Genomic DNA, 24856 nt, shown 5'->3' with positions numbered 1-24856 from the left:
AGTCCGAGGGGGAGACCAAGACGCAGCAGAGCATAGGTTTCCGCCGTGGGAGCCAGCCTCCTTACACTCGTCATCAGGCATCCGTAGGTCTTTCGACACTAACGAGCCGTGCGTTCCTCAGTCAAGTTTTCCCACCCAACGCAAAGCGAGGGGCCCGGTGCTGCACCGGGCCCCTCTCGCTGGGATGCTTTCCGCACGCCCCTAGATCTCGTCCAGGTGCTTGTGGGAGTTCTCGTGGGACAGCGCCATGGCCACGAGCGCCACGAGGGCCACGGCCACCATGTACCAGGCCGGCGACATGGTGGAGCCGGTCACGGCGATGAGCCAGGTGCTGATCATGGGCGCCGTGCCGCCGAAGATGGCGTTGGCCAGGTTGAACGACAGCGCGAAGCCGGTGTAGCGCATCTCGGTGGGGAACGTCTCGGTCAGGTACGACGACAGCGTGCCGTCGTTGAGCGTGAGGATGAAGCACAGCGCCAGCTCGGCGATGAGCACCAGCCCGAACTGGGCGGTGTTGAGGATCATGAACGCCGGCACCGTCAGCAGCACGAACAGCACGCAGGCCGTGACGAGCATCTTCTTGCGGCCGAAGCGGTCGGACATCTTGCCCGAGATGAAGATGAACGCCACGTACACCACGAGCGCGATGTTGGTGGCCATCTGCGCCTCGCCGGTGGGCATGCCCACCGCGGTCTCAAGGTAGGTAGGCAGGTAGGTGAGCACCGCGTAGAACCCGACGGCATTGAGCGTGCAGGCGCCGAACGAGATGATGAGCTCACGCAGGTGCCCCCGGAACAGGTCGCGGACGGGATGCGGCGTGTCGCCCTCCTCGCCGGAGACGACCTCCTGCATGGCCTGGTAGGTGGGCGAGTCCTCCAGCTTGGTACGGATGTAGTGGGCGATGAAGCCGAGCGGCCCGGCCAAGAGGAACGGAACGCGCCAGCCCCAGCTGAGCACGGCCTCCTGTGACAGCAACGCGGTGGTGGCGAAGGCCAGCGCCGAGGCCGCCAGCAGGCCCACCGCCGTAGACGCCGGCACGAGCGAGCAGTACAGGCCGCGCTTCTTGGTGGGCGCGTACTCCGCCAGGAACGTGGCCGCGCCGGCGTACTCGCCAGCCGCCGAGAAGCCCTGGATCATGCGGAGCAGCAGCAGGAGCAGCGGCGCGCCGAAGCCGATGGCCGCGTAGGTGGGCAAGCAGCCGATGAGGAACGTGGCGCCCGACATGAGGAAGATGGACACCGACAGCGTCCACTTGCGCCCCTTCTTATCGCCCATGGAGCCCCAGAACAGGGCGCCGATGGGACGCATGACGAAGGAGATGGCGAACACCGCGAACGTGCCGATGAGGTCGGCGGTGTCGGGGTCGTCGGCCGAGAACAGGACGGCCGAGATGATGACGGCGTAGTACGCGTAGGATCCGTAGTCGAACCACTCGATAAAGTTCCCGAGGAACGACGAGAGCGCGACCTTCTTGACGATGCCGCCCTCCGGAGCGGCGGTGGCTTGGCTCATAGCTTCTCCCAACCAACGAGGACGCGCCGAAGCCGGGCATCGGCGAACCCGCGGACAGTTACGCCTCGCGTGAAGGACAAGAGAGCCAACTAACCAGTCTACGGGTCGGTGCCGCGTGCCACCGCGCCGCGGATGCCTTGCCTTGCCGCCCGTGGCGGCGCATCCAGCGCATCGACCTGCTGACTACTTGTTAACGAACGTGCCCCTCCCCCGAGGGCCGGTTCTAGCATACCGCACCTGGAGGACACGCGCCCCGGGAATTAACCCAACGGCGCTCGTGTGCCCCACGCAGGAGGGGCGGGAGCAGGCGGATCGGCATCCTCCGCGAGCCTTGACACCCGAGGGCCACCAGCCCCCCCCCGGCGGAGAGCCAACGCCATCACGCGCAGATCTGGCCCGCAAAAGTGGCCAAAAATGACGACCTGACGACAAAAGAGGGGCGGATTTTGCGGTACGAGGGCGTTTTGTTCGCCGAGGATAACCGTGACCTGGGGGTTTTGCGCGGCAGCCCGCGGCATGCAGGCGTCCAGCCGTCGTCAGGTCGTCATTTTTGGCCACTTTTGCGGACGAAGCCAGCGCGGGGGGGGACGGGGGGCGGGACAGGGGGCGCACCGAGTAGTGGGGGCGCACCGGGACGCGGACTCCCCCGAAGACGCAGCCGCCTCCAGGGCGCAGGCCGCCCCCGGGGCGCGAAACACGCGCAAGCGCGTCAGCCGACGTCCTCCCCCGCCGCCAGGACGATGAGCTCCTTCTGGGAGTGGATGCCGAGCTTCTTGTAGATGCGGTAGATGTGACTCTTGGCCGTGGGCACCGATACGCACAGGCGCTCGGCCACCGGCTCGGCAGTCAACCCGTCGGCGAGCAGGCGGAACACGTCACGCTCACGCGGCGAGAGGTCGTAGGCGGCCGCCAGCACGCTCAGCCGATGCTCGTCGCAGCCGCGCTGCTCCCCGTCGGCAAGCTGCATCAGCGTGAGGTCGCTCGCGATGAGGGTGAGGTAGGGCGAGTCCGCAAACCGCGAGTAGTAGGCGTTGAGCCGCGCGAGCACGCTGCGGATATAGGGGCTCTCCCACACTTCGCGCCGGGCGGCAAAACCCACCTCCAGGTAGTAGGGCTCCTTGAGCGGCACCATGACGGTGGCATCGCGCTCCATCCCCGCCGCATCCACCAGCACGTGGAAGGCGGGCACGAAGGTGATGCCCTCGTTGTTGGCCACCACGCGGAAACGGAAGGCGCTGTCGCTCGTCACCATGCGGATGGCCTGCTCGCCGAAGAGCCGCTCGGCCACGCGGCGCACATCGCCATCAGACGAGACGATGGGCTGCGAGAGCACATCAGCCCGGCTGAGCGCCTTCTTCCGCGCGAGGGGCGAGCGACTCGACACGAGCGCCGAGTCGAAGGAGTGCAGGTACGGCTGGTAGACGAAGCCGTTGGCCCGCAGGCGCTCCACGAGCTCCTCGTTGCGCTGGTCATCGGTGCTGAACAGGCACAGCAGCCCCAGGTTGACGCTCTGCCCGTCGTCGGCCCGCGCGATGAGGTTGTCCACCACGCCGGCGTTGTCGCACTGGAGGTAGCGCGCGTTGGCGAAGATGCCCTCGAAGCTGTCGGTAAGGGGACTGAACAGCGCCGCGTCGAAGGCGATGTTGTTGAGGAACACGTTGATGGGCAGCTCGGAAGCCTGAACGGTGCGCTCGCGCAAGGCGGCCACCTTCTCGGTCATGCGCTGCTGGAGGGCGAGCATCTCCCGCGCGTCGCCGAGCAGCGCCTCACCGCAGGAGGTGAGCGTCAGGCGGTTGGGGGTACGCTTGAACAGCTCGCACCCCAGCTCGGTCTCGAGCACCGAGAGCGAGCGGCTCATCCCCTGGTAGGTGATGTAGTTGCGCTGGGCCGCCGCCGCGATGGATCCCAGCTCGGCTATATCCACGAAGTGTCGCAGGTAGCTCGTCCTCATACCGCCCATCCTTCCCCACAAAGAGCCGCGCCCAAGGCGAGGGTACCACCTTGGGCGCGAACGGCAAAGCATCGGCAGGACACCGCAAGCGGGGCGCGGCGCGAGCGCGAGCCGGATCTGCGGGCAGATCCGCCCGCCACGCGGTCGGCCGACCGCGCCCCGCGCGCCCCAGCAGGCCCTAGGCCAGGCCCAGCAGCAGGCAGGTGGCGGGCGTGAGCGTCACCGTGACGATGACGAGGGCCACGCTGGGCGCCCAGCCCACCTTCAGCATGTCGCCGAACGAGAAGTACTTGCGGCTGCTCGCGTAGGACAGCAGCGGCACGCCGTCGAGCGGCAGCATGAACGCGATGGCCGACCACCACGCCACCATGGCGCACACCGCCGCCAAGTTGCCGCCCATGGAGACGACGATGGTGGCGAAGGGCACGGCGATGAGCCCGGCGCAGGCAGGGCCGGCGGGAATGACGTTGTGCAGCAGGCAGGCGATCACCGACAGGGCCACCATGGTCACCACGAGCGGCCATGCGGTCATGGGCGCCATGATGACGGCCACCACCCACTCGATGGCGCCGGTGACGACAAGCCCGGCCACGAGCACGTTCACGGCCATCATCAGCAGCATCATGCCCCAGGGACTGTCCGCCAGAAAGTCGTCGAACTGGATGGCGTCCACGCCGGGGAAGAACATGAGGCCGAGCGCCACCAGGCTCACCACGGTGGTGTTGAGCACGGGGATCCACGACCCGGCCACCCACACGGCCAGCGTGCCGAGCATCACGATGACGCCGGCCACCTCGGTGCGCGGCATGGCCGGCAGCTCGTCGGCCTGGCGGATGCCGGCGTCCACCGCCTGCTGCGAGAGCGCCTCAGGCTTGAAGATGCGCGTGAGCGCGAGCCAGCCCACCGGCACGAGGATGATGGTCGCGGGAATGCCGAGGGCCATCCACTGCACGAAGCTGATCTGCAGGCCGAAGCTCTGCTCGAGCAGGCTCAGGGTGAGTACGTTGATGATGCAGCCGGCGGGCGTCATCATGCCGCCGATGGCCGCGGCCCACGGAATGCCGATAGCCAGGCACTTCGCGAACGGCGACTTGCGGCCGAGGGGCGTGTCGTTGGCGTCGAGCACGCCATAGGCGATGGGCAGCATCACGGCGCACAGGGGCAGGTTGTCCATGAGCGACGAGATGAGCGCCGTCACCGCCATGAAGCCCAGCAGCACGCGCGACGAGCTCGTCCCCGCCCAGCGCAGGATCATCCCCGTGAGCCGGGTGGCGATGGACGAGCGCCCGATGAAGCAGGCGAACGCGAAGCAGCACAGGTAGAAGATGATGGCGTTGTTGATGGAGGCCGCCCACGCCTCGTCGGGCGTGAGCACGCCCAGCAGGGGCAAGAGCCCCACCATGGCCCAGCCGGTGATGGCGATGGGCATGACCTCGGTCACCCAGAACACGATGGCCACGAGGAATACGACGAGCGCCGTAAGCGCCGACGACGTAAGGCCGGCCGGCGCCGGGGCCAGGTAGGCCGCCGCGATGGCCGCCAGGCCGATGAGCGTGATGCCCAGGCGCAGCGGCATGCTCTTCTGCTTCATAGATACAGCTCCTTCCGGGGCCGCGCCGCGCGCCGCCCCCACGTGGCCCGCGCGCGGGGCGCGGGCCCTCCATCCCCTGAGGCGCGCCTCACGCGCCCCGCAGGGCCGTCCGCCCTAGGCGTCGGCCCGCACCACCAGCACGTCGTCGAACACCACGTCGCGCTCCGTGCAGTCGGCCTCCAATTCCACGGGCACGTAGCCGTCCGCCTCGATGGACACGCGGTAGCGCGCCTCGGCCAGGCCCTCGTAGGAGAAGTCGCCGAACTCGTCGGTGGCCAGCTCGGCCACCACGGCGCCCCCCTCATCGCGGACGGTCACGCGCGCGCCGATGACCACCTCGTTCACCGAGCGGTCGGCCACGGCACCCGCCACGAAGCGGCGCGGCTTGTGCAGGTAGCGCACATGCGAGCCCAGCTCCGCCAGCTCATCGGCCGGCTCGGCGGCGGCCAGCTCGGCCGCGGCCTCCTCGGCGTCGACGTAGCGCAGGGCGCCGGTGGCGCAGGCGTCCACGCAGCGCGGCTCCGTCCAGCCGTCGTCGAGCAGGTGGGCGCAGCCGGTGCACTTCTGCGGGGTCTCCAGCTCCTCGTTCCAGTAGACGAGCCCCAGCGGACACGCCTCGGCGATGGCCCGCTGGCCGCGCGCCTTCTCCGGGTCGATGACCACGAGCCCGTCCTCGCGCCGGTAGGCGGCGCCGTCCGTGGCCGCGGCCAGGCACGGCGCGTCGTCGCACATGCCGCAGAACACCGGCGTGTAGGCCACCTTCACCACGGGCACGCGCCCGCGCTCGCGCTGGTCCACCCGGCACCAGAACTGGCCGGTGGTGGGCTGGGGCGCCGCGATGGGGCGCCAGTCGTTTCCGCAGTGCTCGTCCTTGCAGGCCAGCTGGCAGTTGAAGCAGCCGTTGCAGCGGTCGAGGTCAACCAGGATGGTCTTCATGTCCTACTCCTCCCCTTCCAGGTAATCGCGCACGTCGCCGCCGGCGCCGCCGCGGTTGGCGCCGCGGGCGAACTGCTCGGGATAGCGCCGCGCCAGCTCGAAGACGTCCACCTTCTCCACGCCGGCCAGATACCCGCTCGTCACCTCGCCGCTCGCGTTGCGCGAGGTAGTGGCCGTGGGGCAGATGAGGTTGATGTCGCCGCCGCGGTCGAGGCCGCCGATGCCCGGCACGATGAGGTCGCTGTTGGCGCCGTGGTCCATGTACACCACGCTCGGACGCACGCGCTCGGTCACCCGCGCGCCGCCGAGCACGCCGCCGCGCTCGTTGAACACGCGCACCACGTCCCCGCTCTCGATGCCGAGGCGCGCGGCATCCGCGGGGTTGAGCCACACGGGCTCGTAGGCGTAGCCGTCGGGGCCCACCACCTTGCACGTCTCGATCTCGCGGAACCACTCCACGTCGTCGAACTCGGCGTGGACGCGCCAACGCGGGTGGTTGGACTCCACGAGGAAGGGGTAGGCCTGCGCGCGCTCGCTCGACAGGCGGTCATCGTGGCCGTCGCCCGCCTCGATCCAGTGGGCCACCGGCCCGCGGAGGGCGTCGTCGGGGAAGTGCTCGGCCAGCCCCGTCGCATAGAACTCGATCTTGCCCGTGGGGGTGGACAGCGGGAACGCCTCCGGGTTCTCGTAGAAGCCCGACAGGCCCACGCGCTGCTGCTCCCAGCCCTCTACGGTGGGGATCAGCTGGTACTTGCGCTCCTTGAACGCCTCCCAGTCGCGCTCGGCCTCGGGGATGCCGCAGGCCTCGTAGCCCTCGCGCACCTGCTGCTCGGTATCCTTCCCCTCGGTCAGGCGCTGCCACAGGTTCTCGTAGACGCCGCCGTAGGACTCGAGCGCCCGCGCCACCGACTGCACCGCCTCCCAGTCGGTACGGGCCTCGCCCACCGGCTCGATGGCCTGCTCCTCGTAGATGACGGCGTTCCACTGGCCCGAGTCGGCGTCGGTGCCGAAGTCGGCCGACTCGAACTTGGTGGTGATGGGCAGCACGATATCGGCGAAGCGGGCATCGTCCTCAAACCAGGGCGCCTGCACCACGTAGCACTCCAGGTTCTCGCTGCGCAGGGCGTCGAGGTACTCGTTGCCACCGTTTAGACTGGTGGAGAACGCGGGGTTGTCCGACCAGAGCATCTTCACCGGCGCGTTGTCGCCCACGGGAAACTCCAGCTCGATGAACTGGTCGGGACGGTCGTTGGCGGCGGTGCCGTGACCGTACCAGGAAAGCCGCTCACCACGCAGCGCCTTGTGGACGTGGCACTTGGCGATGGTGTGGTCGGGGTTGGAGCCGATCACCCAGCCGTTGAAGCAGGCCGCCGTGGACGGCGCCACCTTCGACGGCGGCAGCGGGCTGCACGACGCCATGCCGAACAGCGTCCACTCGATGAACTTGATGGTGGTGCGGCCCGGCATGCCTATGCCCTGCATCGCCATGAGGTACACCTCCAGGCGCGCCGGCTCCGTGGCAAACGCGCTGCGGATGAACGAGCCGCCGTTGCAGTGGGCGATGGACACGTTGTGCTTGGCCCAGTAACGCGCCAGGGCCTTGATCTTGTAGGCGGGGATGCCGCAGATAGGCTCGGCCCACTCCGGCGTCTTGGCCACGCCGTCCTCGTTGCCGAGCACGTAGTACTCGAACCAGTCGAAGCCGATGGCGTGGGTCTCCAGGTACTCCTTCTCGTAGGTGCCCTCGGTCATCCACACGTACGCGATGGCCAGCTGCAGGGCCGCGTCGGTGTTGGGCAGCACGGGCAGCCACTTGTCGGCATGCACCACCGCAGTGTAGTTGCAGTCGGGCGCGATGGCGATGTGCTTCACGCCGCAGTCATCGAACCAGTACGCCAGGCGGCTGGCCAGCTGGCCGCCCCAGGCTGACGTGTTGGTCTCCAGGTCGCAGCCCCAGTAGAGCATTGCGTCGCAGTTCTGCGCGATGTCCTGGGCGGTGTTGGTGGAAAAGGTGTTCTGCCCCACCGGATCCATGCCCCAGGCGTGCTTGGCGCCCCAGTACCAGCCCTCCCAGCTGTCGGGGTTGCGTGCCTGCACCGTGTAGCCGCCGCACAGGTCGAGCAGGCGCGTCTGGCAGCCATGGCAGCAGTGGACGGCCTTGCTCTCGCCATGGCCGTCGGCCTGGCAGAGGATGGAGTAGGGGCCGTATTCCTCGTGCACGCGGCGAATCTCGGCCGCGATGAGGCGGCAGGCCTCATCCCAGCTGATGCGCACGTACTTGCTCGTGCCGCGGTTCTGCGGGTTGCGCTCGCCCTCCGGGTCCCAGTCCACGCGGCGCATCGGGAACGGCACGCGGTTGCGCGAGTAGGTGCGCCGCTTGTAGGTGAGGGGGAAGTTGGGCGTGGGCGTCTTCATCCCCGGCTCGAACGTAATGCCGTTACGGCCGGTCAGACGCCAGTAGTTGAGCTCCTCCTCCGTGTAGTCGCCATCGAAGCGCATCGGGCGGATGCGTACCAGCTTGCCGTCGAGCACGTCGGCCGCCACCATGTTGGCGCCGCCGCCGCAGGCCTCCAGGCCCAGGTTGTGCACGACGGTTCTGTCCTTGGTCCTCATGGGTCTCCTCTCTTCGCACCTGTCGGACTTTCTCGGGCGCCTCCAGCCCGCAGGCCGAGGCCACTGCCACTTTTTCCTTCTGAGATGGCAGTAATCGGCAGTTTGGTACGCTTTTCGACGGCCCTGGCGGCTGCTTGAGCGTCTCGCCGGCTTCCTAGCTTTCGCCGACCTGGGGTTTTGCGCGGCGCCACGCGCGCTTGGACGCAACCAGGCGTACCAAACTGCCGATTACTGCCAAAATGGCGCCGAAACCTGGCTCTAACCGCGTTCCTCCTCGGCGCGCACCTGGGCCACGGCCCGGTCGGACTTCACGAACACGGCCACCAGCACCGCGGCGAGCACCGCCATCGGGGCCAGGATGACCTGGGCGTTGACCTGATAGCCGAGCTGCGTCACGAGCGGCGACACCACGTAGCCGCCCACCACCTGCGCAAGCCCCGTGGCAAACGCCATAGTGGCCAGCACCAGGTCGGTCTTGCGCGGCTCGGGAACGAGCACCGGCGCGATGGCACGGGTGCCGGTGGGCACGAGGGCACCCGCCAGGCCCATGAGGACGCAGCCCGCCCAAGGGCCGACCATGTCGACGCCGGAGGTGTAGAAGAAGAACGCCACGCTCACGGCCACGATCAGGTAGCCCACGACCACCATGGCCTTGCGGAATCGGTAGCGGTCGGCCAAGATGCCGAAGACGATGCCGAGCGGAATGGTGATGATGGCCGTCCAGTTGGGCAGCATGGAGGAGTCAAACACGCCGAGGCCCTTCACGTTCTGCAGGAACGTCGGGTAGAGCGTGTTGATGTTGGCCACGTACACGTACACCCACACGAAGAACACGGCGCACACCATGAAGCCGGCCAGCAGGAAGTTGCGTCCGGGCGCGCGGCGGCGCGACGGGTCGCCGGCCACCAGCTCGTTCTCGGGCACAGCGGGCATCTTGCAGCTGACGAGCAGCCACAGGATGGCCACGGCCTCCATCACGAGCGACACGTACCAGATAGGCTGCCACGAGAACGCCACGTTGACGCCGCCGGCCGCGTCGTAGATGAGCGGCGCCGAGAAGAACGCGATGACCACGCCCATCGGCGTCCACTGCGACCAGATGCCCATGGCCGCTCCCTGGTTGCGCAGCGGGAACAGGCGCGGCATGATGTTGGGCCCGATAACGCATACCAGGCCGTAGGCAACGCCCTCGAGCGTGCGACCTACCAGAAACACCGGTGCGGTAGTGGCCACGGCGCACACCGCCGATCCGATGAGCTGGATGCAGGCCGTTGCCACGATGGACGACTTCACCCCGCAGCGCTGCATCACCCACATCCCCGGATAGGCCAAGAGCATGCCCGCGATGGAGAACACGCCCATGATCTGGCTGAGCATGTCAACGGGTATGCCCAGGTCGATGCCGATGTACTGGATGGCGGGCGCCACCTTGAACTGGTTGAACGTGGCTGTGAAGCCCAAGAAGAACAGCGCGGAGAAGCAGAGCCACCGCTGCGCGGGAGTGAGCTGGCCCGCTTGAACACCGAACTTCGACACGGAAAGCGTCATGAGATCCCCTATCTCCCGTCGCCGTCGAATACGGGGCCAGTGTGCCAAACGCGCCGGCCAGGGCACCAGAAGCGGGGCCTTGCAGGGGATTGAACGAAACGTTGAGACTCATACGCAACAAGCGAGCCGCCCGGAGGCGTGGCACGTGAGGCCGTCGGCATTTCCGCAGATGGTGCATGGAGGTACCGTCGACGGGCCCTCCTGACAGGCAGGGGCGAAATCATACCGCGGGCAAGGCTCGCAGAGCAGGGAGGCTTTGCTGGCTTGCGCGAATCTGACGCGGAAAATGGCCAAAAACGACGACCTGACGACGGCAGGGAGGCGAATTTCGCGGCGGGGGAACGTTTTACCTCATGCGTGAAAACCGTGACCTGGGGTTTTGCGCGAAAACCCGCGATGCGCGAGCGCGCGAGTGTCGTCAGGTCGTCGTTTTTGGCCATGTTTCAGGCGAGACCAGCGCGAGGGGGCCGCAGACGGCGGGAGAGGCGGAGGGGGGGCACACGCGGGGGGGGCGAGGGCCGAGGCGGGGGCGCGCAGGGCGGGAGCAGGGGGCACCCGAGGCAGGGAGCGCGCGGGGCGGGCGGTACCTAGCGAGGACGCCGACGCCGGACGCGCTAGGCGCCTCGGGGATCGAAGTCGAGGTCGAGTTCCGCCTCGGCGGGCGCCGGTGTCGATGCCGGCGCGACAGCGGCATCGGGCTGGGCGGCCGGCGCGCGCAGAACGCTCAGCGCAGGCAGGGCGCCGCCGGCAATGATGAGCGCCCCGCCCGCGAGCGTGGCCGCTGAGAGCGGCTCGGCGAACACGAGCGCGCTTGCCGCCAGCGACACGACGCACTCCCAGTACGAGATGGTGGCGTACTCCACAGCAGGCAGGTTGCGCCCAGCCACCAGCAGGCAGCCCATGCCTACCGGCCCGCAGATCACCCACAGCGCCACGGCGAAGGCCCAGTTGACCGGTGCCAGCGCCACCTCGCCCAGGGGCCACGCGCCGGTCATCGCCACGGCCACGGCCAGCGAGCCTGCGCTGGCGAACAGGAAGTTCCACACGCCCCGCACCGTGGAGTCGCAGTCCTTTCGATAGCCGTTGCAGAACAACGACACCCCGTAGAGCACGCCCGAGAGCAGGCCCATGGCGTTACCGAGTCCCTGGAGCGGATATTCCTCGGAGGCCGCGCCGAGGAGCGACCCCACCGTCAGGCCCGCCTCATCGAAGCTCACGAGCCCCGAGGTCAGCAGCATGCCGACGAACACGGCCCCCAAGCACATGCCCTGAAAGCGGCTGATGGGCTCCTTGCGGAACACGCGTGCGAGCAGCGTGCAGAACAGCGGGCCCGTGTAGATGAGAAACACCGCGTTGGCGAGCGTCGTCAGCAGCGCCGCCACCATGTAGAAGGCGAAGGAGACGCCCGACAGCAGGCCGCCCAGCGCGATGGCAGGCGTGAGCCGCGTGCGGCGGAAGAGCCCGCCCTTGCCCGTGGCCAGCAGCAGCGCGACGAACAGGGCGAGCCCCATCACCATACGCCCCACGGTCATGAAGGCGCCGACGGACTCGCCGCCCACCAGCTCGGCGCCGAAGAAGTCGACGCGCGTGGCACCGCGCGTGAGCAGGCCCGACAGGCCCATGCCCGTCGTGGCCACCAGCACCGCGGCCACGCCGAGGCGCCGGTTCATCTGGTAGTCGTCGTTCGCCACCGCGCGTCCTTCCCTCAAGATCAGCCCCGCCATTGTACACGGGCCAAGCCCTCGGGAACATGGGGCAGCGCTCATTCTCCTTTGCCGGGCGCGATGCGCGACCGCCACGAGCGCCGCCCGCCGCCGCTCGTGGAATAAGGCTGTGGAGGAATGATGGCCGACCCAGGCGCGGGAGTACACTGAAGCCATGAAATCCGCTGATACGAACAAGCGGGCCGACCAGGCCCCGACCTCCTGCGCGCTCGATTCGGCGAGCGCGTCTCGCCCCGTCGCCTCCCGCGAGCGTCGATACGGTTACCTCGACTGCCTGCGAGGCGCCGTCCCCGCTCCCAAGGAGGGCCCTGGCGCCGCCCTCTTCCTGCTGCTTATGGTAGGCGGTATGGTCACCATCATGACCACCTTCAACGGGATGCACCATAGCGGGATCTCCTTTTTTCTCACCTCGCATTGGCTCTATCCGCTCTCCTACTGCATCGCGGTGGCGCTCAAGCTGGGCTTCGCCAACCGCGTCGCGGGCTTCATAGCCGGGCGCTGGATTCGTCCGCATCTTCGCGGGGCGGCCCTCAACGTCGCCATGGTCGTGCTGAACGTGAGCATCATGGCGCCGCTCATGTGCGCCGTCGTCACGCTGCTGCTGCAAGGCCCCGACGGAGCGCTGGCCGTCATCGCCGCCGAGGCTCCCCTCTCCGTGGCCGTAGCCATCGCGGTGAACCTGCTGGTAGTGGGCCCCACCGTGCGCCTGCTGTATCACAACGTCATCCTGCCGGCCACCGGCGTGCGCCTCGTGGGCATCGTCCAGCGGGCCGCCACCACCTGGGCCGGCATCTTCACCGGGTAGGGCCCCGCGGGGCAGCGCGCAAGCCGAAGCGGGCCGCCCGCGGCAGGCGAATCCTGGCTCTCGCACTGATGCGGGAGGCGTCGGCTGGATCGCCGGCGGGGCCCCGGCACGCCCGCGCCCGCCGGGCTTGGCGGCCCGATGCCCCGCCTCGCGCCCCGCATCCATCGCCCCCGCCGCCAGCCGACCCCCCCGCCTCCGTCGACGCTCGCCGAGGTCGCCAGGTTCGCCCCCCCGACAAACGGCTGCCGCGCCCATCGCCTCACGCCCGCGCCAGCCGCACGCGCGAACGCGCCCAATGCCGCCGAAACTGTGCAGAATCGACGACTTTGCGACAAACGCGGGGGATTTCAGCGGCCCCTTCGGCGCGTTTTCGTTGGGGGAGGAGTCAGGATTCCCGCTGACCTGGTGATTTGCGGGGCCCGCCTAGGGTGTTGCCGATGAGTTTGTCGCAAAGTCGTCGATTTTGCACAGTTTCACGCGAACTCGCTCGGCCGCCACACCCCGCCCCACGCCCCAACCGCCCCCCTCACCCCCCGCGAGGGCACAAAAAAAGGGACCCGCTCTCTCAAGCGGGCCCCTTCGTCCAGATCAGCGCTGAGGCGTAAGCATCCCGGCGCCTTTGCGAGCTGCGGCCTAGGACCACATCTCCGGGCGCACGAGCGTCGGGTCGGGGACGCGGTTCGGGAAGTAGTCCTCGCACTTGCCCTCGCGGTAGACGTCTGCGGTGGAGCAGTGCAGGCCGCCGCCGAACGGGTAGGCGTCGCGCAGGTCGCAGGGGATGACGTTCATGCCCAGCTTGTCCATCTGCTCCTGCTGGTACACCTCGGAAGCCTCCACGATGACCGTCTTCGGGTCGAGCACCAGGCAGTTCATGGACAGCCACACGCTCGAGTAGCACAGCGCCGGCGGCTCGGTGTGGGCCGGCTGCGCAGCCTCGACGATCTGCCAGTCGTTGGCCTCGAAGATGGCGCGCTGCTCCTCGGGCAGAGGACGCACCGGGTTATTGATGATCAGGCCCTTACGCAGCGGCACGAAGGTGGCGTCGATATGGATGGGATACGGGTCGCCGGGGAAGTTCACGGCGTGCACGCGCAGGTCGGGATAGTAGCGCTGGAACCAGTCCATGGCGGCGCGGTTGGTGGTCAGGCCGTGCTGGATGAACAGGTCCTTGCCCATGCGCATCACGTCGGCGGCATCCCACATGGGCTCCACCTCGGTGGTGACGAAGTCCTTGTTGGCCGTGCGGACGAGGCGCTCCTCCAGGGAGATCTTCTCATCGTAGTAGTTGTGCTTGTAGGACTTGTCGGTCAGGCGCGGGCGGGGGGCCTGGGTCCACTTGAACTCCGGGTCCTCCTCGAAGTACTGCTCCATGAGCGGCCAGTAGGCCAGGTACTCGAAGTAGCGGCAGCGGAAGGAGTTGGCAGCGGCCATGATCTCGTTGCCCACAGTCAGCAGGATGTCGCGCGGGGGCATGCAGGTCATCATGGAGTCGTTGCGGAAGTCCGGCGTGCCGATGGCCTGGTTCCACTGCAGCGGGGTCGGGCGGTCAACGATGACGCCGTGATCCTCGAGGATCTTCACGAGGTTCTCGAGGCACTCGTTGCCGCGCTCGACGGTCTCGAGCGGGCGGAGGCCCCACATGCCGCGCATCTCGGAATCAACGGGCACCTTCTCGGAGGTGGCGGGCTCCTCCGGCGGAATGACGGAGTTGTCGCAGCGGCCGACGATGACGCGCTTCAGCGGATCCCAGTCGTTCCACGAGCTGACGATTTTCGTCATGAAAATCTCCTTTCGTTATTACGTGCAGTGACGTTATACCACCTTTTGGTAACAGGTGCATTAACTAAGTATGACGAAGTTGACCTTGCCGATGGGAAAACCGCAGACCAGCGAAGGAGGATGGGCGCGCGACGCGGCCGCGCGGCCGCCGGGGCGCAGGCGGAGCCGCGTACACGACGGCCGCCCTCGGCGCACTCGGGAGAGAAGAAGGAGCGAAGGCTGCCGCAACGAGGTCGCGCGCCGACGCAAGAAGGCCCCGCGAGCCAACCGCCCGCGGGGCCCGGCAGTGAGCCGGAGCGAACGCCCGCGCCAGCACCGATCACCTACGCGATATGGCCGAGGAAGTCCTTCGTGCGGTCGGACTGGGGATGGTCGAAGACCTCCTCCGGCGTGCCCTCCTCCACGATGACGCCGCCGTCCATGAAGATGACGCGGTCGGCCACCTCGCGGGCGAAGCCCATCTCGTGGGTGACCACGATCATGGTCATGCCGCCGCGGGCGAGCTCCTTCATGACGCCCAGCACATCGCGCACGAGCTCGGGATCGAGCGCGCTCGTGGCCTCGTCGAACAGCATCACATGCGGGCTCATGGCCAAGGCGCGCGCGATGGCCACGCGCTGCTGCTGGCCACCGGAGAGCTCCGCCGGCTTGTAGTCGATGCGCTCGCCCAGGCCCACCTTGGTCAGCTCCTCCACGGCGATGCGCTCGGCCTCCTCCTTGGAGCGGCCGAGCACCTTGCGCTGGGCCAGCATGACGTTGCCCTTGGCCGTGAGGTGCGGGAACAGGTTGAAGCTCTGGAACACCATGCCCAGCTGGGCGCGTACTTTATTAATGTCGGTCTTCTTGCCCGTGATCTCGGCGTCCTCGAAGAAGATGCGTCCGTCGGTGGGCGTCTCCAGCAGGTTGATGCAACGCAGCATGGTGGACTTGCCCGAGCCGGACGGCCCGAGGATGACCACCACCTCGCCGCGATACACCTCCAGGTTGACGTTGCGCAGCACGACGTTGTCGTCGAAGGCCTTCTTGAGCCCCTCGATGCGCACGACGGGCTCGTCGTAGTTCACGTGGCTGCCGGCGGCGCCGGTCTTCTCGTCCATGAAGTCCTCCTTGGGGGCTCGGGGCCTAGCGGCCAGCGTCGGGAGCATCGTTCTTGATCACCGGCTGCGAGGTCAGCGCGTCGGTGACGTAAGCCGTGACACCCGCGGAGTCCGTCCCTTGCAGCGGCCGAGCCGCGCCGGCACCGCCTTGGCGCTTGCGTCGCCGACCGCCGCCGGCAAGACGCGCCTCCAGGCGGCCCACCACCTTCGCCAGCGGCAGGGTGATCACCAGGTAGAAGCACGCAGCCACGATGTAGGGCGTAATGGAGCCGGTGGAGGCCACGATGGTCTTGGCGTACATGACCACCTCCATGACGCCCACGGCGGCCAGCATCGAGGTGTCCTTGTACAGCAGGATGAACTCGCTGGTCATGGTGGGAATCACGCGCCGCACCGTCTGGGGGATGATGACGAAGATCATCGTCTGCGCGCCGTTCATGCCGAGCGAGCGCGCCGCCTCGTTCTGCCCCGCCGGGATGGACTGGATGCCGGCGCGGAAAATCTCGCAGAGGTAGGCGGCGGAGTTCATGGCCAGCACGATGACGCCCAGGGGGAACTTGTCGATGCTGAGGCCGGCCAGCGGCAGCCCGAAGAAGGCGATGTAGATCTGCAGGAACAACGGCGTGCCGCGCACCACGTTCACGTAGAGCGACGCTAAGCCGCGCAGCACCCGCAGCTTAGCCATACGCATGAGGGAGAGGCACAGGCCCAGCGGGATGGCCAGAGGGAAGGCGATGGCCACGATGGCCACCGCCATCAGGAAGCCCTGGAACACGATGGGAAAGCTGTCCACGATGATGACGGGATTCAGGAACATGCGCAGGAAGCGGTTCGAGTTCCAGGCCTGCACCCATTCCTGATCAGAGAGCCACGAGGTGATCTGGCCGGTGGTGGACACACCGGTGACAGTCAGGGGCTGGATGTCCTCCACCGGCAACGTGGTTCCGTCCTCCAAGGCGTAGCTGCCGTTGAGGGCCATCTCGCCACCCGCCACCGGGAAGAACACGCCGTAGATCTCCACCCGGAGATAGCCGCCGGCTTGGGCCGGCTCGTCCAGCGTGGCGGTGAAGGTCTCGCCATCAAGGGAATAGTCGGCGTCCAAGAAGCCCAGGCGCTGGCTCTGGTCGGCGGTGAGCAGCGTGATGCGCGCCTTGCCGGTAGTGTCGTCGTTGAAGGTAGTGCCCTGGGGGAAGACGATGGAGAGCCCGGTGATGGCCTCGTCGGCATCGGCCTGGCCCTCCCAGGTCACCCGCGTCTCCGTGCCGCCGTAGACCTCGGATCCGGTGGAGCCGTTGGGGCGCGCCGTGCACTTGGCGGTGTCGAGGGCCAGCGCCGAGGCCGGAACCAGCGCCAGCAGCATCATCGCTGCCAGCACGACCGACGCCAAGCGACCAAGGGCCCGTAAAGCAAAGCCGGAGAATACTGGGGGGAAGCAGGGAGTCTTGTTCATAGCCTAACCTCAAAAACGGGTCTTGGACGGGAAAGACCCTCCGGAGCCGATGGGCACCGGAGGGCCTTGAAACCTAGCGATGTCTGCAGGAGAGAATTAGAACCACTTGTCCTGCAGCTGATCGATGGTGCCGTTCTCCTGGAGCTTCTTGATGGCGGCGTCGAGCGCCTTGGTGAGCTCCGGGTTGTCCTTCGAGACCACGGCGGCGTACTCCTCGCCGGTAGCGATCTCGAGCACCATGTGGGCATCCGGGTACGCGTCGGCCAGCATGCGCTTCACCACCGCGAGGTTGGTGCACACGGCCGTGGCCTGGCCGGACTGCATGGCAGCGAAGCAGTCAGTGCCGTTGCCGTAGGGCTGGACCGTGGCGTTGGGGAAGTTCTCCTGAACGTAGGCCTCGCCCGTGGTGCCGGACTGAACCGCGATGATGACGCCCTCCTGGTTCAGGGCCTGGGCGGCGTTGTCGCTGGTGATCTCGGTGTTGCTGTTCATGACGGCCACGGCCTGGTCGTCAATGTAGAACGTCTCGGTGAAGTCGATCTGCTGGGCGCGCTCGGGGTCAACCGAGAAGCCGGAAACGCCCACGTCGCCCTGGCCGCCAGCCTGGATGGCCGGGATGATGCCGTCGAACTGCAGCGGCTGGATCTCCAGCTTCAGGCCCATCTCGTCGGCGATGGCGTTGAACAGGTCAACCTCGTAGCCGACGATCTCGCCGTTCTCCAGGTTCTCGAACGGCGGGTAGTCCGGCGAGCTCAGGATGGTCAGCGTGCCCTCCTTCATGAGGGTCATCTCGGCCGGGGCCTCGGTCTTGGGCTCCTCAGCCTTCTTGTCCTCGGCCGGCTTGGCATCGCCGCCGGAGCAGCCGAACAGACCCAGGGCGGCCACCATCGCGGCGCTGACCGCGAGCACGCCCCACTTCTTCATCTTCATCAGGTTTCCCCTTTCCTCTTATGCGCTCCAACACGCTAAAGCAGTGATTCGCTCATTATGGTGTTTCCGGGCACCCTTATCAAACAACTATCGTGTTTCGGGCGTGTTTACGGATTAGCGGGCGGGCGGCGGGGCCGTGCAAGCGTCGCAGGCGGGACGCTCCTCCGCGGTCAGATCGGGCCCACGAAAGCCGATCGCGGGAGGCGCAGCCACTTTTCGGGCCGGAAATGGCACAAAACGGCAGTTTGGTACGGCACGGCAGCCCGCTGGACGACCGAAGGCAGCCCCGATGCGACCTGCGCGCGGCAAAACCCCAGGTCGCGCGTTTCGAACCGACGCTCGCCGACTCCGCCGGGGCGGCGCAACCGTACCAAACTGCCGTTCTGTGCCATCTTTCCGGGAAAAGATGGCTGCGGGGTTGGCGCGGGAGCCGGGAGCCCAGGCTACTCGAACTTCCCAGCCGCCACCTCAAGCTGGTGGATGATGTCGATCTGCTGCGGGCACATGGCCTCGCAGGCGCCGCAGCCGATGCACGACGACGCGCGGCCAGCCTCGGTGCGCCAACCGTAGGTGGCCTTGGCGAAGGCCGGATTGCGCGTCATGGCCTCCAAGTTGAGCATCTCCATCACATCGGGGATCATCACGTGGGCCGGACACCCCTCCACGCAGTAGCCGCAGCCGGTGCAGGGGACGACGGCGAGGGCGCGAATAGCCTCGACAGCACGTCCGAGCGTACCACGCTCATCGGCCGAGAGCGGCCGACGAGCGCGATAGGAGGCCGTGTTCTGCTCCACCTGCTCAAGGGTGGACATGCCCGAGAGCACAGTGATGACGTTGGGCAAGTCCCAGCAGAACCGGTAGGCCCACTCAGCCTGGGTGATGGCAGGGTGGCCCTCCGCGAGGATGGCGGCCGCCTCCTCGGGCAGCTCGCAGAGGCGCCCGCCCCGGCAGGGCTCCATGATGACGACGGGCACGCCGTGGCTATCGGCCACCTCCATGAGGCGACGGGCCTGGGCGTGGGGGTCGTCCCAATCGAGGTAGTTCACCTGCAGCTGCACGAAGTCCAGGGCGGGGTGGGCCGTCAACAGCTCGTCGAGGGCCTCGGGGCCGTCGTGGAGCGAGAACCCGATGTTGCGGACGAGCCCCTGCTCTTTAGCGCGCTGCGCGAACTCCCACATGCCGTACTCGTCGAACGTGGCCGTGCGCGTGCTGCCCAGGTTGTGCAGCAGGAAGAAGTCGAGGTAGGCAACGCCCAGCCGCTCAAGCGACGTGGCCAGCGTGGCATGGGCGGCCTCCTTGGTGGGCAGAAACGCAGCCGGGCACTTGGTGGCCACGGTAAACGACTCGCGGGGATAGCGCTCGACCAGCGCCTGGCGCACCGCTGCCTCCGAGGCGCCGCCATGGTAGAGGAAGGCGGTGTCGAAGTAGGTGTTGCCAGCCTCCATGAACACGTCGACCATAGCCTTGAACTGGTCGATGTCGATGGAGGTGGGATCGGCGGGATCGATGAGGGGCAGGCGCATGCAGCCGAAGCCCATCTTGGAAATGGATGCCAGGTCTTCTCTCATGGGATTCCTCGTCTCTCGAAATGGCAAACGCCGGAGCGCGTTGTCTCCCATGGTAATAGTTGGAGTCGGCTTTAAGTCAAGCGCGAGATGCCGTGTCAGGCCCGAGAGCCCCGGCCGCAAAGCTCAGCATCGGGCTCGGGGCGCAATGCCATCCGCAGGGGCAGGACGCCCCTACTCGACCGGGTCGAGCAGCTTGGCGGCGGCCCAGAGCTCCTCCAGCTCGGCGGCGGAGAGATCCTCGACGCGTTGCCCCTGCCCCCAGGCGGCGCCCTCCATGAAGGCCCAGCGGCGGCGGAACTTCACGCAGGTGGCGCGCAGCGCGCCCTCGGCGTCGACGCCCATCTTGCGCGCCACGTTCACGAGCGAGAACAGCACGTCGCCCAACTCCAGCTCCACTGCCGTGGCTGCGGCGGGATCGGCCTCGGCGAGCACCTTGCCGTCGGCGGACTTGGGCGCGGCGGCATAGGCGGCGCGCAGCTCGGCCTCCTCCTCGGCCACCTTCTCCCACACCTCGTCGACCGTCGGCCACTCGAAGCCCACAGCCGCGGCCTTGCGTGACACCTTCTGGGCCTGCATGAGCGCGGGAAAGCTGGCGGGCACGCCGTCGAGCAGGCCGGCTGGCTCCACGTCAGCAGGCGCGTCGGCCGCGGCGGCCTCCCGCTCGGCCAGCTTCACCGAGTCCCACAGGTCGAGCACCTCGTTGGCGTCAGCCGCGGCAGCGTCGCCGAAGACGTGGGGGTGCCGGCGGATCATCTTCTCGTTCACGTCACGGCACACGTCCGCGATGTCAAACTCGCCCGCGTCGGCGGCTATCTGCGACTGGAGCACCACCTGGAGCAGCACGTCGCCCAACTCCTCGCGCAGGTGCGCCATATCGCCCGCCTCGATGGCGTCCACGGCCTCGTAGGCCTCCTCTATCATGTTGTGCGCGATGGACTGGTGCGTCTGCTCGCGATCCCAGGGGCAGCCGTCGGGGGCGCGCAGGGCCTCGATGGTGGCCGCGAAGGCATCGAAGTCGGGGTGGGGGCGCGGCGTGATGTCCGCGACCTTCTTCTGGGTCATGGCAGGCCTTCCTGACAGGCGCGCCCGGGGCGCGCGAATGGAGCTTGGGACGGCTCGATTATACCGCCGAGGCCCCTCCTCCGATTCGTTACCCCGCCCCCACAATTTCTCCCACCAGGCCTTCTTCCTTGGCGCCGAAGGCCCGTTTTCTCCCCCGCACGGGCTGAAAAACCTGCTCCGACCGCTTATTTCGCAAAAAAGACGTGCAAACGCGGCCCACTTCAACTAACATCTGTAGCCGCTTGTTTTATTGGCCAAGTTTGCGCGCACTTCAGAAACGTAGCGCGCAGAGAACGAGAGAAGAGAGTTACAACATGGCTGCACCTACCATGACTCCCGAGCAGCGCGCCGCTGCCCTGGAGAAGGCCCGCATCGTCCGCGCCGAGCGTTCCGAGCTCACCAAGAAGCTCTCCATGGGTCTCATGACCCCCAAGGAGGTCCTCGACATGAGCGACAAGCCGGTCGTCGGCCGCATGAAGGTCAAGGCTTTCGTCAGCGCCCTGCCCGGCTACGGCAAGGTCAAGACCGAGAAGCTCATGGAGGAGCTGGGCATCCCCGCCGACCGTCGCATCCAGGGCCTGGGCTCCAACCAGATGAAGGCCCTCATCGACGCCCTGGCCTAAGGGCTGCTCTCAGCCGCACGGCTCTTGAGCACGAAGGCGCGCATCCTCCGGGGTGCGCGCTTTTTTTCGTTCCGTTTTTGGACATTTGCTTCGAAATTCCGAGGTGGCGGACAGGTCGGTCGCAGGGTTTCCGGCATTTGCCCAGGTCGATTTCGACCGCGACGGCAGCCTGGCAGGAAAAGCCTCCCTTTTACGACGGCTTACCTCGGAATTTCGAAGCAAATGTCCAAAATCTCGCCAAACCCTTGCAGAAAGGCCCCACCATGTCCCTCGAATACGTGAGCTCCCTGGACGACCCGCGCCTCGACGCCTTCGCGCGCCTGACCGACACGCAGCTGCGCAGCCGCATCGAGCCCGAGCGGGCGCAGCTCATCGCCGAGTCCGGCAAGGTGATCGAGCGGGCGTTGGCCGGCGGCCTCACGCCGGTGTCGCTGCTCATGGAGGAGAAGTGGCTCGAGCCCCTGGCGCCGGTCATCGCTGCTGCAGAGGCCGTCACGCCCGAACTGCCCGTGTTCGTGGCGCCCCGCGAGGAGCTGACGCGGCTGACCGGGTTCGAGCTGACCCGCGGGGCCCTCGGCTGCTTCCGCCGCCCCGCGCTGCCCACCGTGGCCGAGGCCGTGGCCGGCGCGCGCCTGGTGGCCGTGCTGGAGAACATCACCAACCACACCAACGTGGGGGCCATCTTCCGATCGGCCGCGGCGCTCGGCGTGGACGCGGTGCTGGTGAGCCCCGCCTGCTACGACCCCTTCTACCGCCGCGCCGTGCGTGTGTCCATGGGCACGGTGTTCCAGATTCCCTGGACACGCATCGGCGAGGACGTGCGCGACTGGGCGGCCGAGGGCGTGCCTCTGCTGCACGAGCTGGGGTTCACGACGGCGGCGATGGCGCTTTCGGACGACTCGATCACCCTCGACGAGCTGGCCGCGCTGACGGGGCGGCCGTCGCGGGCGGGCGCGGCCGCGGCGAGGAGCGCGACACACGAAGGGGCCGCGGGCGCGAGCGCGGCGACGAGCGACGGCGAACCGGCGGGGGCACCCGCCCTCGGCGCGTCCGCCGAGCCGCAACCGCAGCCGCTCGCGCTCGTGTTCGGCACCGAGGGCGACGGCCTGGCGGAGGCCACCCTGTCCCGCTGCGACCACACGGTGCGCATCCCCATGGACCACGGCGTGGACTCCCTCAACGTGGCCGCCGCCAGCGCCGTGGCCTTCTATGCGCTGCGGGGGTAGCGCCCCCGCTCCCTACTTGTCGATCTCGTCGCGCGGGTCGAAGAGGTCGTTGGGCGGGACGCGCACTTCGTCCCAGCCCATCTGACGCAGGGCGTCGGCGGTGCGCCAGGGCGGCGTGTTGCCGTCGAAGGCGGCCGTGTAGTTGAGCGCCTCCACCACGGTGACCGCGTGCATGAGGTCGCCCATGGTGTCCACGTCGGGGATGGGGGGCAGGTAGCGCGCCGGCAGCCCGGCCTCGCGCGCCTTGGCGATATAGGCGGGCAGCACGGTCAGGCCATCGCGGTTGTAGTAGACGCCCGTGTGGTCGAAGTCGGTATCGTGGGTCCAGCCGATGACCGACACGCCCATGGCCTGGTCGGGCGCGAGCACGATGCCGCCGCCGGGCACGGCGTCCAGCGCGTGAAGCCCGTCGAAGCCGGCCGCGACGTCCATTGCCGTGAGCGCCGGCATGTCGGCGCCCATGGACAGGATGCAGTCGGCCCCGCGCTCCCACGCCTGCTGGAAGGCGTGATTATAGTGCTCGTCGAAGCTGGCGCCCTCGTCGGCGATGAACGTGAGCGGCCGGGGCCACTCCCCCGCGTCGGAGAACAGCTTCTCCATGGCCTCTACGTTGGCCGCCGGCGCCGTGGAGATGACCAGGTCGTAGGTATCGCGGATCTCCTCGCCCGTGGCGGCGTCCACCGCCGGCGGGCGCGCCTCGAGCGCGGTGAAAGCGCCACAGATGATCTCCACTACGTCGAACAGCATGCAGTGGTAGAGCGCCGACGCCACGTCCGGCTGGAACACGCCATCCTTCAGCACCGTCAGGCGCGTCTTCACCTTGCCGGCCTCCGGCAGCTTGCTGAACAGCAGCACCGTGTTCCTACGCTCCCTCATGGGGCCTCCCCTCTCGTGCGCGGTGCGCGGCGCCCGACGGCGCCACGGCAGCATTCTCGCTCGCCATGCTAACACCAAACCCCCGCACCCAGCAGGCAACCGTCGGACGCGGGCAAAACCTGAGCGCAAAGTGGCCAAAAATGACGACCTGACGACAAAGGCACCGCAACGACGCAAAGGCGACGCTCCAAAACCCCAGGTCACGGAGAGCCGCCCCGCAGAGCCTCGAACGAAAAAGGCTCCAGCAGGGCAGAAAAGGCGCCGAAAACGTCGTCAGGTCGTCATTTTTGGCCACTTTGCCTGAGCGGAAGCGCGCAGGGGCAGAATCGGACGGAAAAAGACCGCTCGCCCAGGATGCTCGCGAGGCGGGGGGCGCGACGACCGGCCCGGCAACGGATTGGCGGCGATGGAGCGGGGCGGAACGCGGGCGTGCTAGCATCGGGGAAAGACACGAGAGCGCGAGGAGGCGGCATGGCGAAGATCAGCGCGAGCGCAAACCCCGCCCGAACCGCTGCCTGGCGGACGGGCGGCACCGCGGCCCCCACGCGCTCGGACGCGGGCGTCCGGGCCGCCATCTGGGCCTGTCGCGCCGCCTTCGCGCTCGTGTTCGCCGTCAACGTGCACTGCGCGCTATCGTTTGCCGTCGACCCTGCCTCGTACGCCGGCGGCTTTGAGCTGACCGGCGTGGCGGGCGAGGCGGCTACGCGCGGCATGGGCGTGGCCTTCCTCATGTGGAACTGCACCTACCCGCTGGTCATCTGGCGGCCGGCCCGCCATCGCGCGCTGGCCGGCGTGGTGCTGGCCCAGCAGGTTGTCGGGCTCGCCGGAGAGACGGCCATCCTGGCCGGACTGCCCGCAGACCACGCCGCCCTGGCCGGCGGCATCATGCGGTTCGTCGCCTTCGACGGCTTCGGCCTGGCCGTCATGGCCGGCGCCTTCGCCTGGCTGCTCCTGGCCGAGCGCCGCTGCCGTGAGCGCTGAGCGTCGCGTCCCCCGTCCCCGTCTGCGGGAGGCGCGCCGACGAAGCCGGTGCTCGCCGCGCTCCCGGCGCCCGCAACGCCTGCAGCCGTGGACTGGCGCCACCGGCGCCCGCGCCGCATCCGAGACCATCGTCTCGCGCGGATCGCGCGCGACGGGCGAGACGCGGGGACATCGCGACGAGGGCGGGGGCCGACCACGCGCCCCGCGCCAGCCACGCCGACCCGGCACGGCGGACGCGAGCGCTGCCGCTGCCGCGCCCCGCAGCAGCCCCCCCCAGCCCCACGTCCGCAGCAGCCCCCAGCCCCGCGCCGGCCCGCGCAGGCCAGGGGCGCCGTACCTGGGACGAGCATCCTGACCCCACGTGCCGGCCGCGTGAGCGCCCCATCGAGCACGCCTATCCGGGGGGGGGCGCACGCCCACCGGGGCGGCACGCAAGCGCACCTGCCCCGGCCGCGGGAGCGTCCCACCCCCGCCGTGGGGCATTCGCGCGAGCAGGCCGGCCGCGCGCCAGCCGCCCCCCCACCCGCTCCGCCCTCCCGCCACAGGCGCCGCGCGACCGCCGGCGTCTCGGGGCGGACAGCGCC

At 68.2% G+C, this 24856-nt stretch carries 18 protein-coding genes; 4 read left to right on the top strand and 14 right to left on the bottom strand.

Annotation, left to right across the window (positions count from 1 at the left end):
- Positions 1-201 precede the first annotated feature (201 nt).
- The 7 genes from AC6I0Y_RS01615 to AC6I0Y_RS01585 form a co-directional block, all read right to left on the bottom strand.
- Positions 202-1512, bottom strand: coding sequence for an MFS transporter (locus AC6I0Y_RS01615; RefSeq protein WP_497732613.1), 1311 nt, complete (start codon positions 1510-1512; stop codon positions 202-204).
- A 709-nt stretch (positions 1513-2221) separates the two neighbouring features.
- The gene (locus AC6I0Y_RS01610; RefSeq protein ID WP_497732611.1) at positions 2222-3463 is read right to left on the bottom strand and encodes a LysR family transcriptional regulator; all 1242 of its coding nucleotides are present in this window, start codon (positions 3461-3463) and stop codon (positions 2222-2224) included.
- Between the two features lie 178 nt (positions 3464-3641).
- The gene (locus tag AC6I0Y_RS01605; protein ID WP_497732609.1) at positions 3642-5054 is read right to left on the bottom strand and encodes an SLC13 family permease; all 1413 of its coding nucleotides are present in this window, start codon (positions 5052-5054) and stop codon (positions 3642-3644) included.
- A 114-nt stretch (positions 5055-5168) separates the two neighbouring features.
- The gene (locus tag AC6I0Y_RS01600) at positions 5169-5990 is read right to left on the bottom strand and encodes a 4Fe-4S dicluster domain-containing protein (protein WP_497732607.1); all 822 of its coding nucleotides are present in this window, start codon (positions 5988-5990) and stop codon (positions 5169-5171) included.
- Positions 5991-5993: 3 nt separating this feature from the next.
- Positions 5994-8603: a molybdopterin-dependent oxidoreductase gene (locus AC6I0Y_RS01595; RefSeq protein WP_497732605.1), complete on the bottom strand. Its 2610-nt coding sequence runs from the start codon at positions 8601-8603 to the stop codon at positions 5994-5996.
- A 258-nt stretch (positions 8604-8861) separates the two neighbouring features.
- Positions 8862-10151 (bottom strand): MFS transporter, encoded by a 1290-nt coding sequence (locus tag AC6I0Y_RS01590; protein WP_497732604.1) that lies wholly within the window; start codon positions 10149-10151, stop codon positions 8862-8864.
- A 614-nt stretch (positions 10152-10765) separates the two neighbouring features.
- The gene (locus tag AC6I0Y_RS01585) at positions 10766-11842 is read right to left on the bottom strand and encodes a DMT family transporter (protein ID WP_497732603.1); all 1077 of its coding nucleotides are present in this window, start codon (positions 11840-11842) and stop codon (positions 10766-10768) included.
- Between the two features lie 187 nt (positions 11843-12029).
- Between AC6I0Y_RS01585 and AC6I0Y_RS01580 the strand changes: the two genes are divergently transcribed.
- Positions 12030-12680, top strand: coding sequence for a hypothetical protein (locus tag AC6I0Y_RS01580; RefSeq protein WP_497732602.1), 651 nt, complete (start codon positions 12030-12032; stop codon positions 12678-12680).
- A gap of 633 nt (positions 12681-13313) precedes the next feature.
- Here the strand turns inward: AC6I0Y_RS01580 and AC6I0Y_RS01575 are convergent.
- The 6 genes from AC6I0Y_RS01575 to mazG form a co-directional block, all read right to left on the bottom strand.
- Entirely contained in the window at positions 13314-14459 is a 1146-nt protein-coding gene (locus tag AC6I0Y_RS01575) for a serine/threonine protein kinase (protein ID WP_497732601.1), read from the bottom strand.
- A 323-nt stretch (positions 14460-14782) separates the two neighbouring features.
- The gene (locus AC6I0Y_RS01570) at positions 14783-15556 is read right to left on the bottom strand and encodes an amino acid ABC transporter ATP-binding protein (RefSeq protein ID WP_497732599.1); all 774 of its coding nucleotides are present in this window, start codon (positions 15554-15556) and stop codon (positions 14783-14785) included.
- A 25-nt stretch (positions 15557-15581) separates the two neighbouring features.
- Positions 15582-16931 (bottom strand): amino acid ABC transporter permease, encoded by a 1350-nt coding sequence (locus AC6I0Y_RS01565; protein ID WP_497732598.1) that lies wholly within the window; start codon positions 16929-16931, stop codon positions 15582-15584.
- A gap of 171 nt (positions 16932-17102) precedes the next feature.
- Positions 17103-17936: an ABC transporter substrate-binding protein gene (locus tag AC6I0Y_RS01560; protein WP_160709167.1), complete on the bottom strand. Its 834-nt coding sequence runs from the start codon at positions 17934-17936 to the stop codon at positions 17103-17105.
- A 443-nt stretch (positions 17937-18379) separates the two neighbouring features.
- The gene (locus AC6I0Y_RS01555) at positions 18380-19504 is read right to left on the bottom strand and encodes an aldo/keto reductase (protein ID WP_497732596.1); all 1125 of its coding nucleotides are present in this window, start codon (positions 19502-19504) and stop codon (positions 18380-18382) included.
- Positions 19505-19675: 171 nt separating this feature from the next.
- Positions 19676-20566, bottom strand: a complete 891-nt coding sequence (mazG, locus tag AC6I0Y_RS01550) for a nucleoside triphosphate pyrophosphohydrolase (RefSeq protein ID WP_497732594.1) — start codon at positions 20564-20566, stop codon at positions 19676-19678.
- 314 nt (positions 20567-20880) lie between these two features.
- Here mazG and mihF point away from each other — a divergent pair, with 314 nt between their 5' ends.
- Both mihF and AC6I0Y_RS01540 read left to right on the top strand, forming a co-directional pair.
- The gene (mihF, locus tag AC6I0Y_RS01545) at positions 20881-21189 is read left to right on the top strand and encodes an integration host factor, actinobacterial type (protein ID WP_160709173.1); all 309 of its coding nucleotides are present in this window, start codon (positions 20881-20883) and stop codon (positions 21187-21189) included.
- 263 nt (positions 21190-21452) lie between these two features.
- On the top strand, positions 21453-22415 hold the full coding sequence (locus AC6I0Y_RS01540) for a TrmH family RNA methyltransferase (RefSeq protein WP_160709175.1): 963 nt from the start codon (positions 21453-21455) through the stop codon (positions 22413-22415).
- A 12-nt stretch (positions 22416-22427) separates the two neighbouring features.
- Here the strand turns inward: AC6I0Y_RS01540 and AC6I0Y_RS01535 are convergent, their stop codons facing one another.
- Entirely contained in the window at positions 22428-23291 is an 864-nt protein-coding gene (locus tag AC6I0Y_RS01535; protein ID WP_160709177.1) for a TIGR04282 family arsenosugar biosynthesis glycosyltransferase, read from the bottom strand.
- 471 nt (positions 23292-23762) lie between these two features.
- On the opposite strand from AC6I0Y_RS01535, the gene AC6I0Y_RS01530 reads away from it, so the two are divergent.
- Positions 23763-24272 (top strand): hypothetical protein, encoded by a 510-nt coding sequence (locus tag AC6I0Y_RS01530; RefSeq protein WP_236643376.1) that lies wholly within the window; start codon positions 23763-23765, stop codon positions 24270-24272.
- Positions 24273-24856 lie beyond the last annotated feature (584 nt).

It is taken from the genome of Adlercreutzia sp. St.1H8, from assembly GCF_059728655.1.
This window is presented reverse-complemented; position numbering and strand designations above follow the sequence as displayed.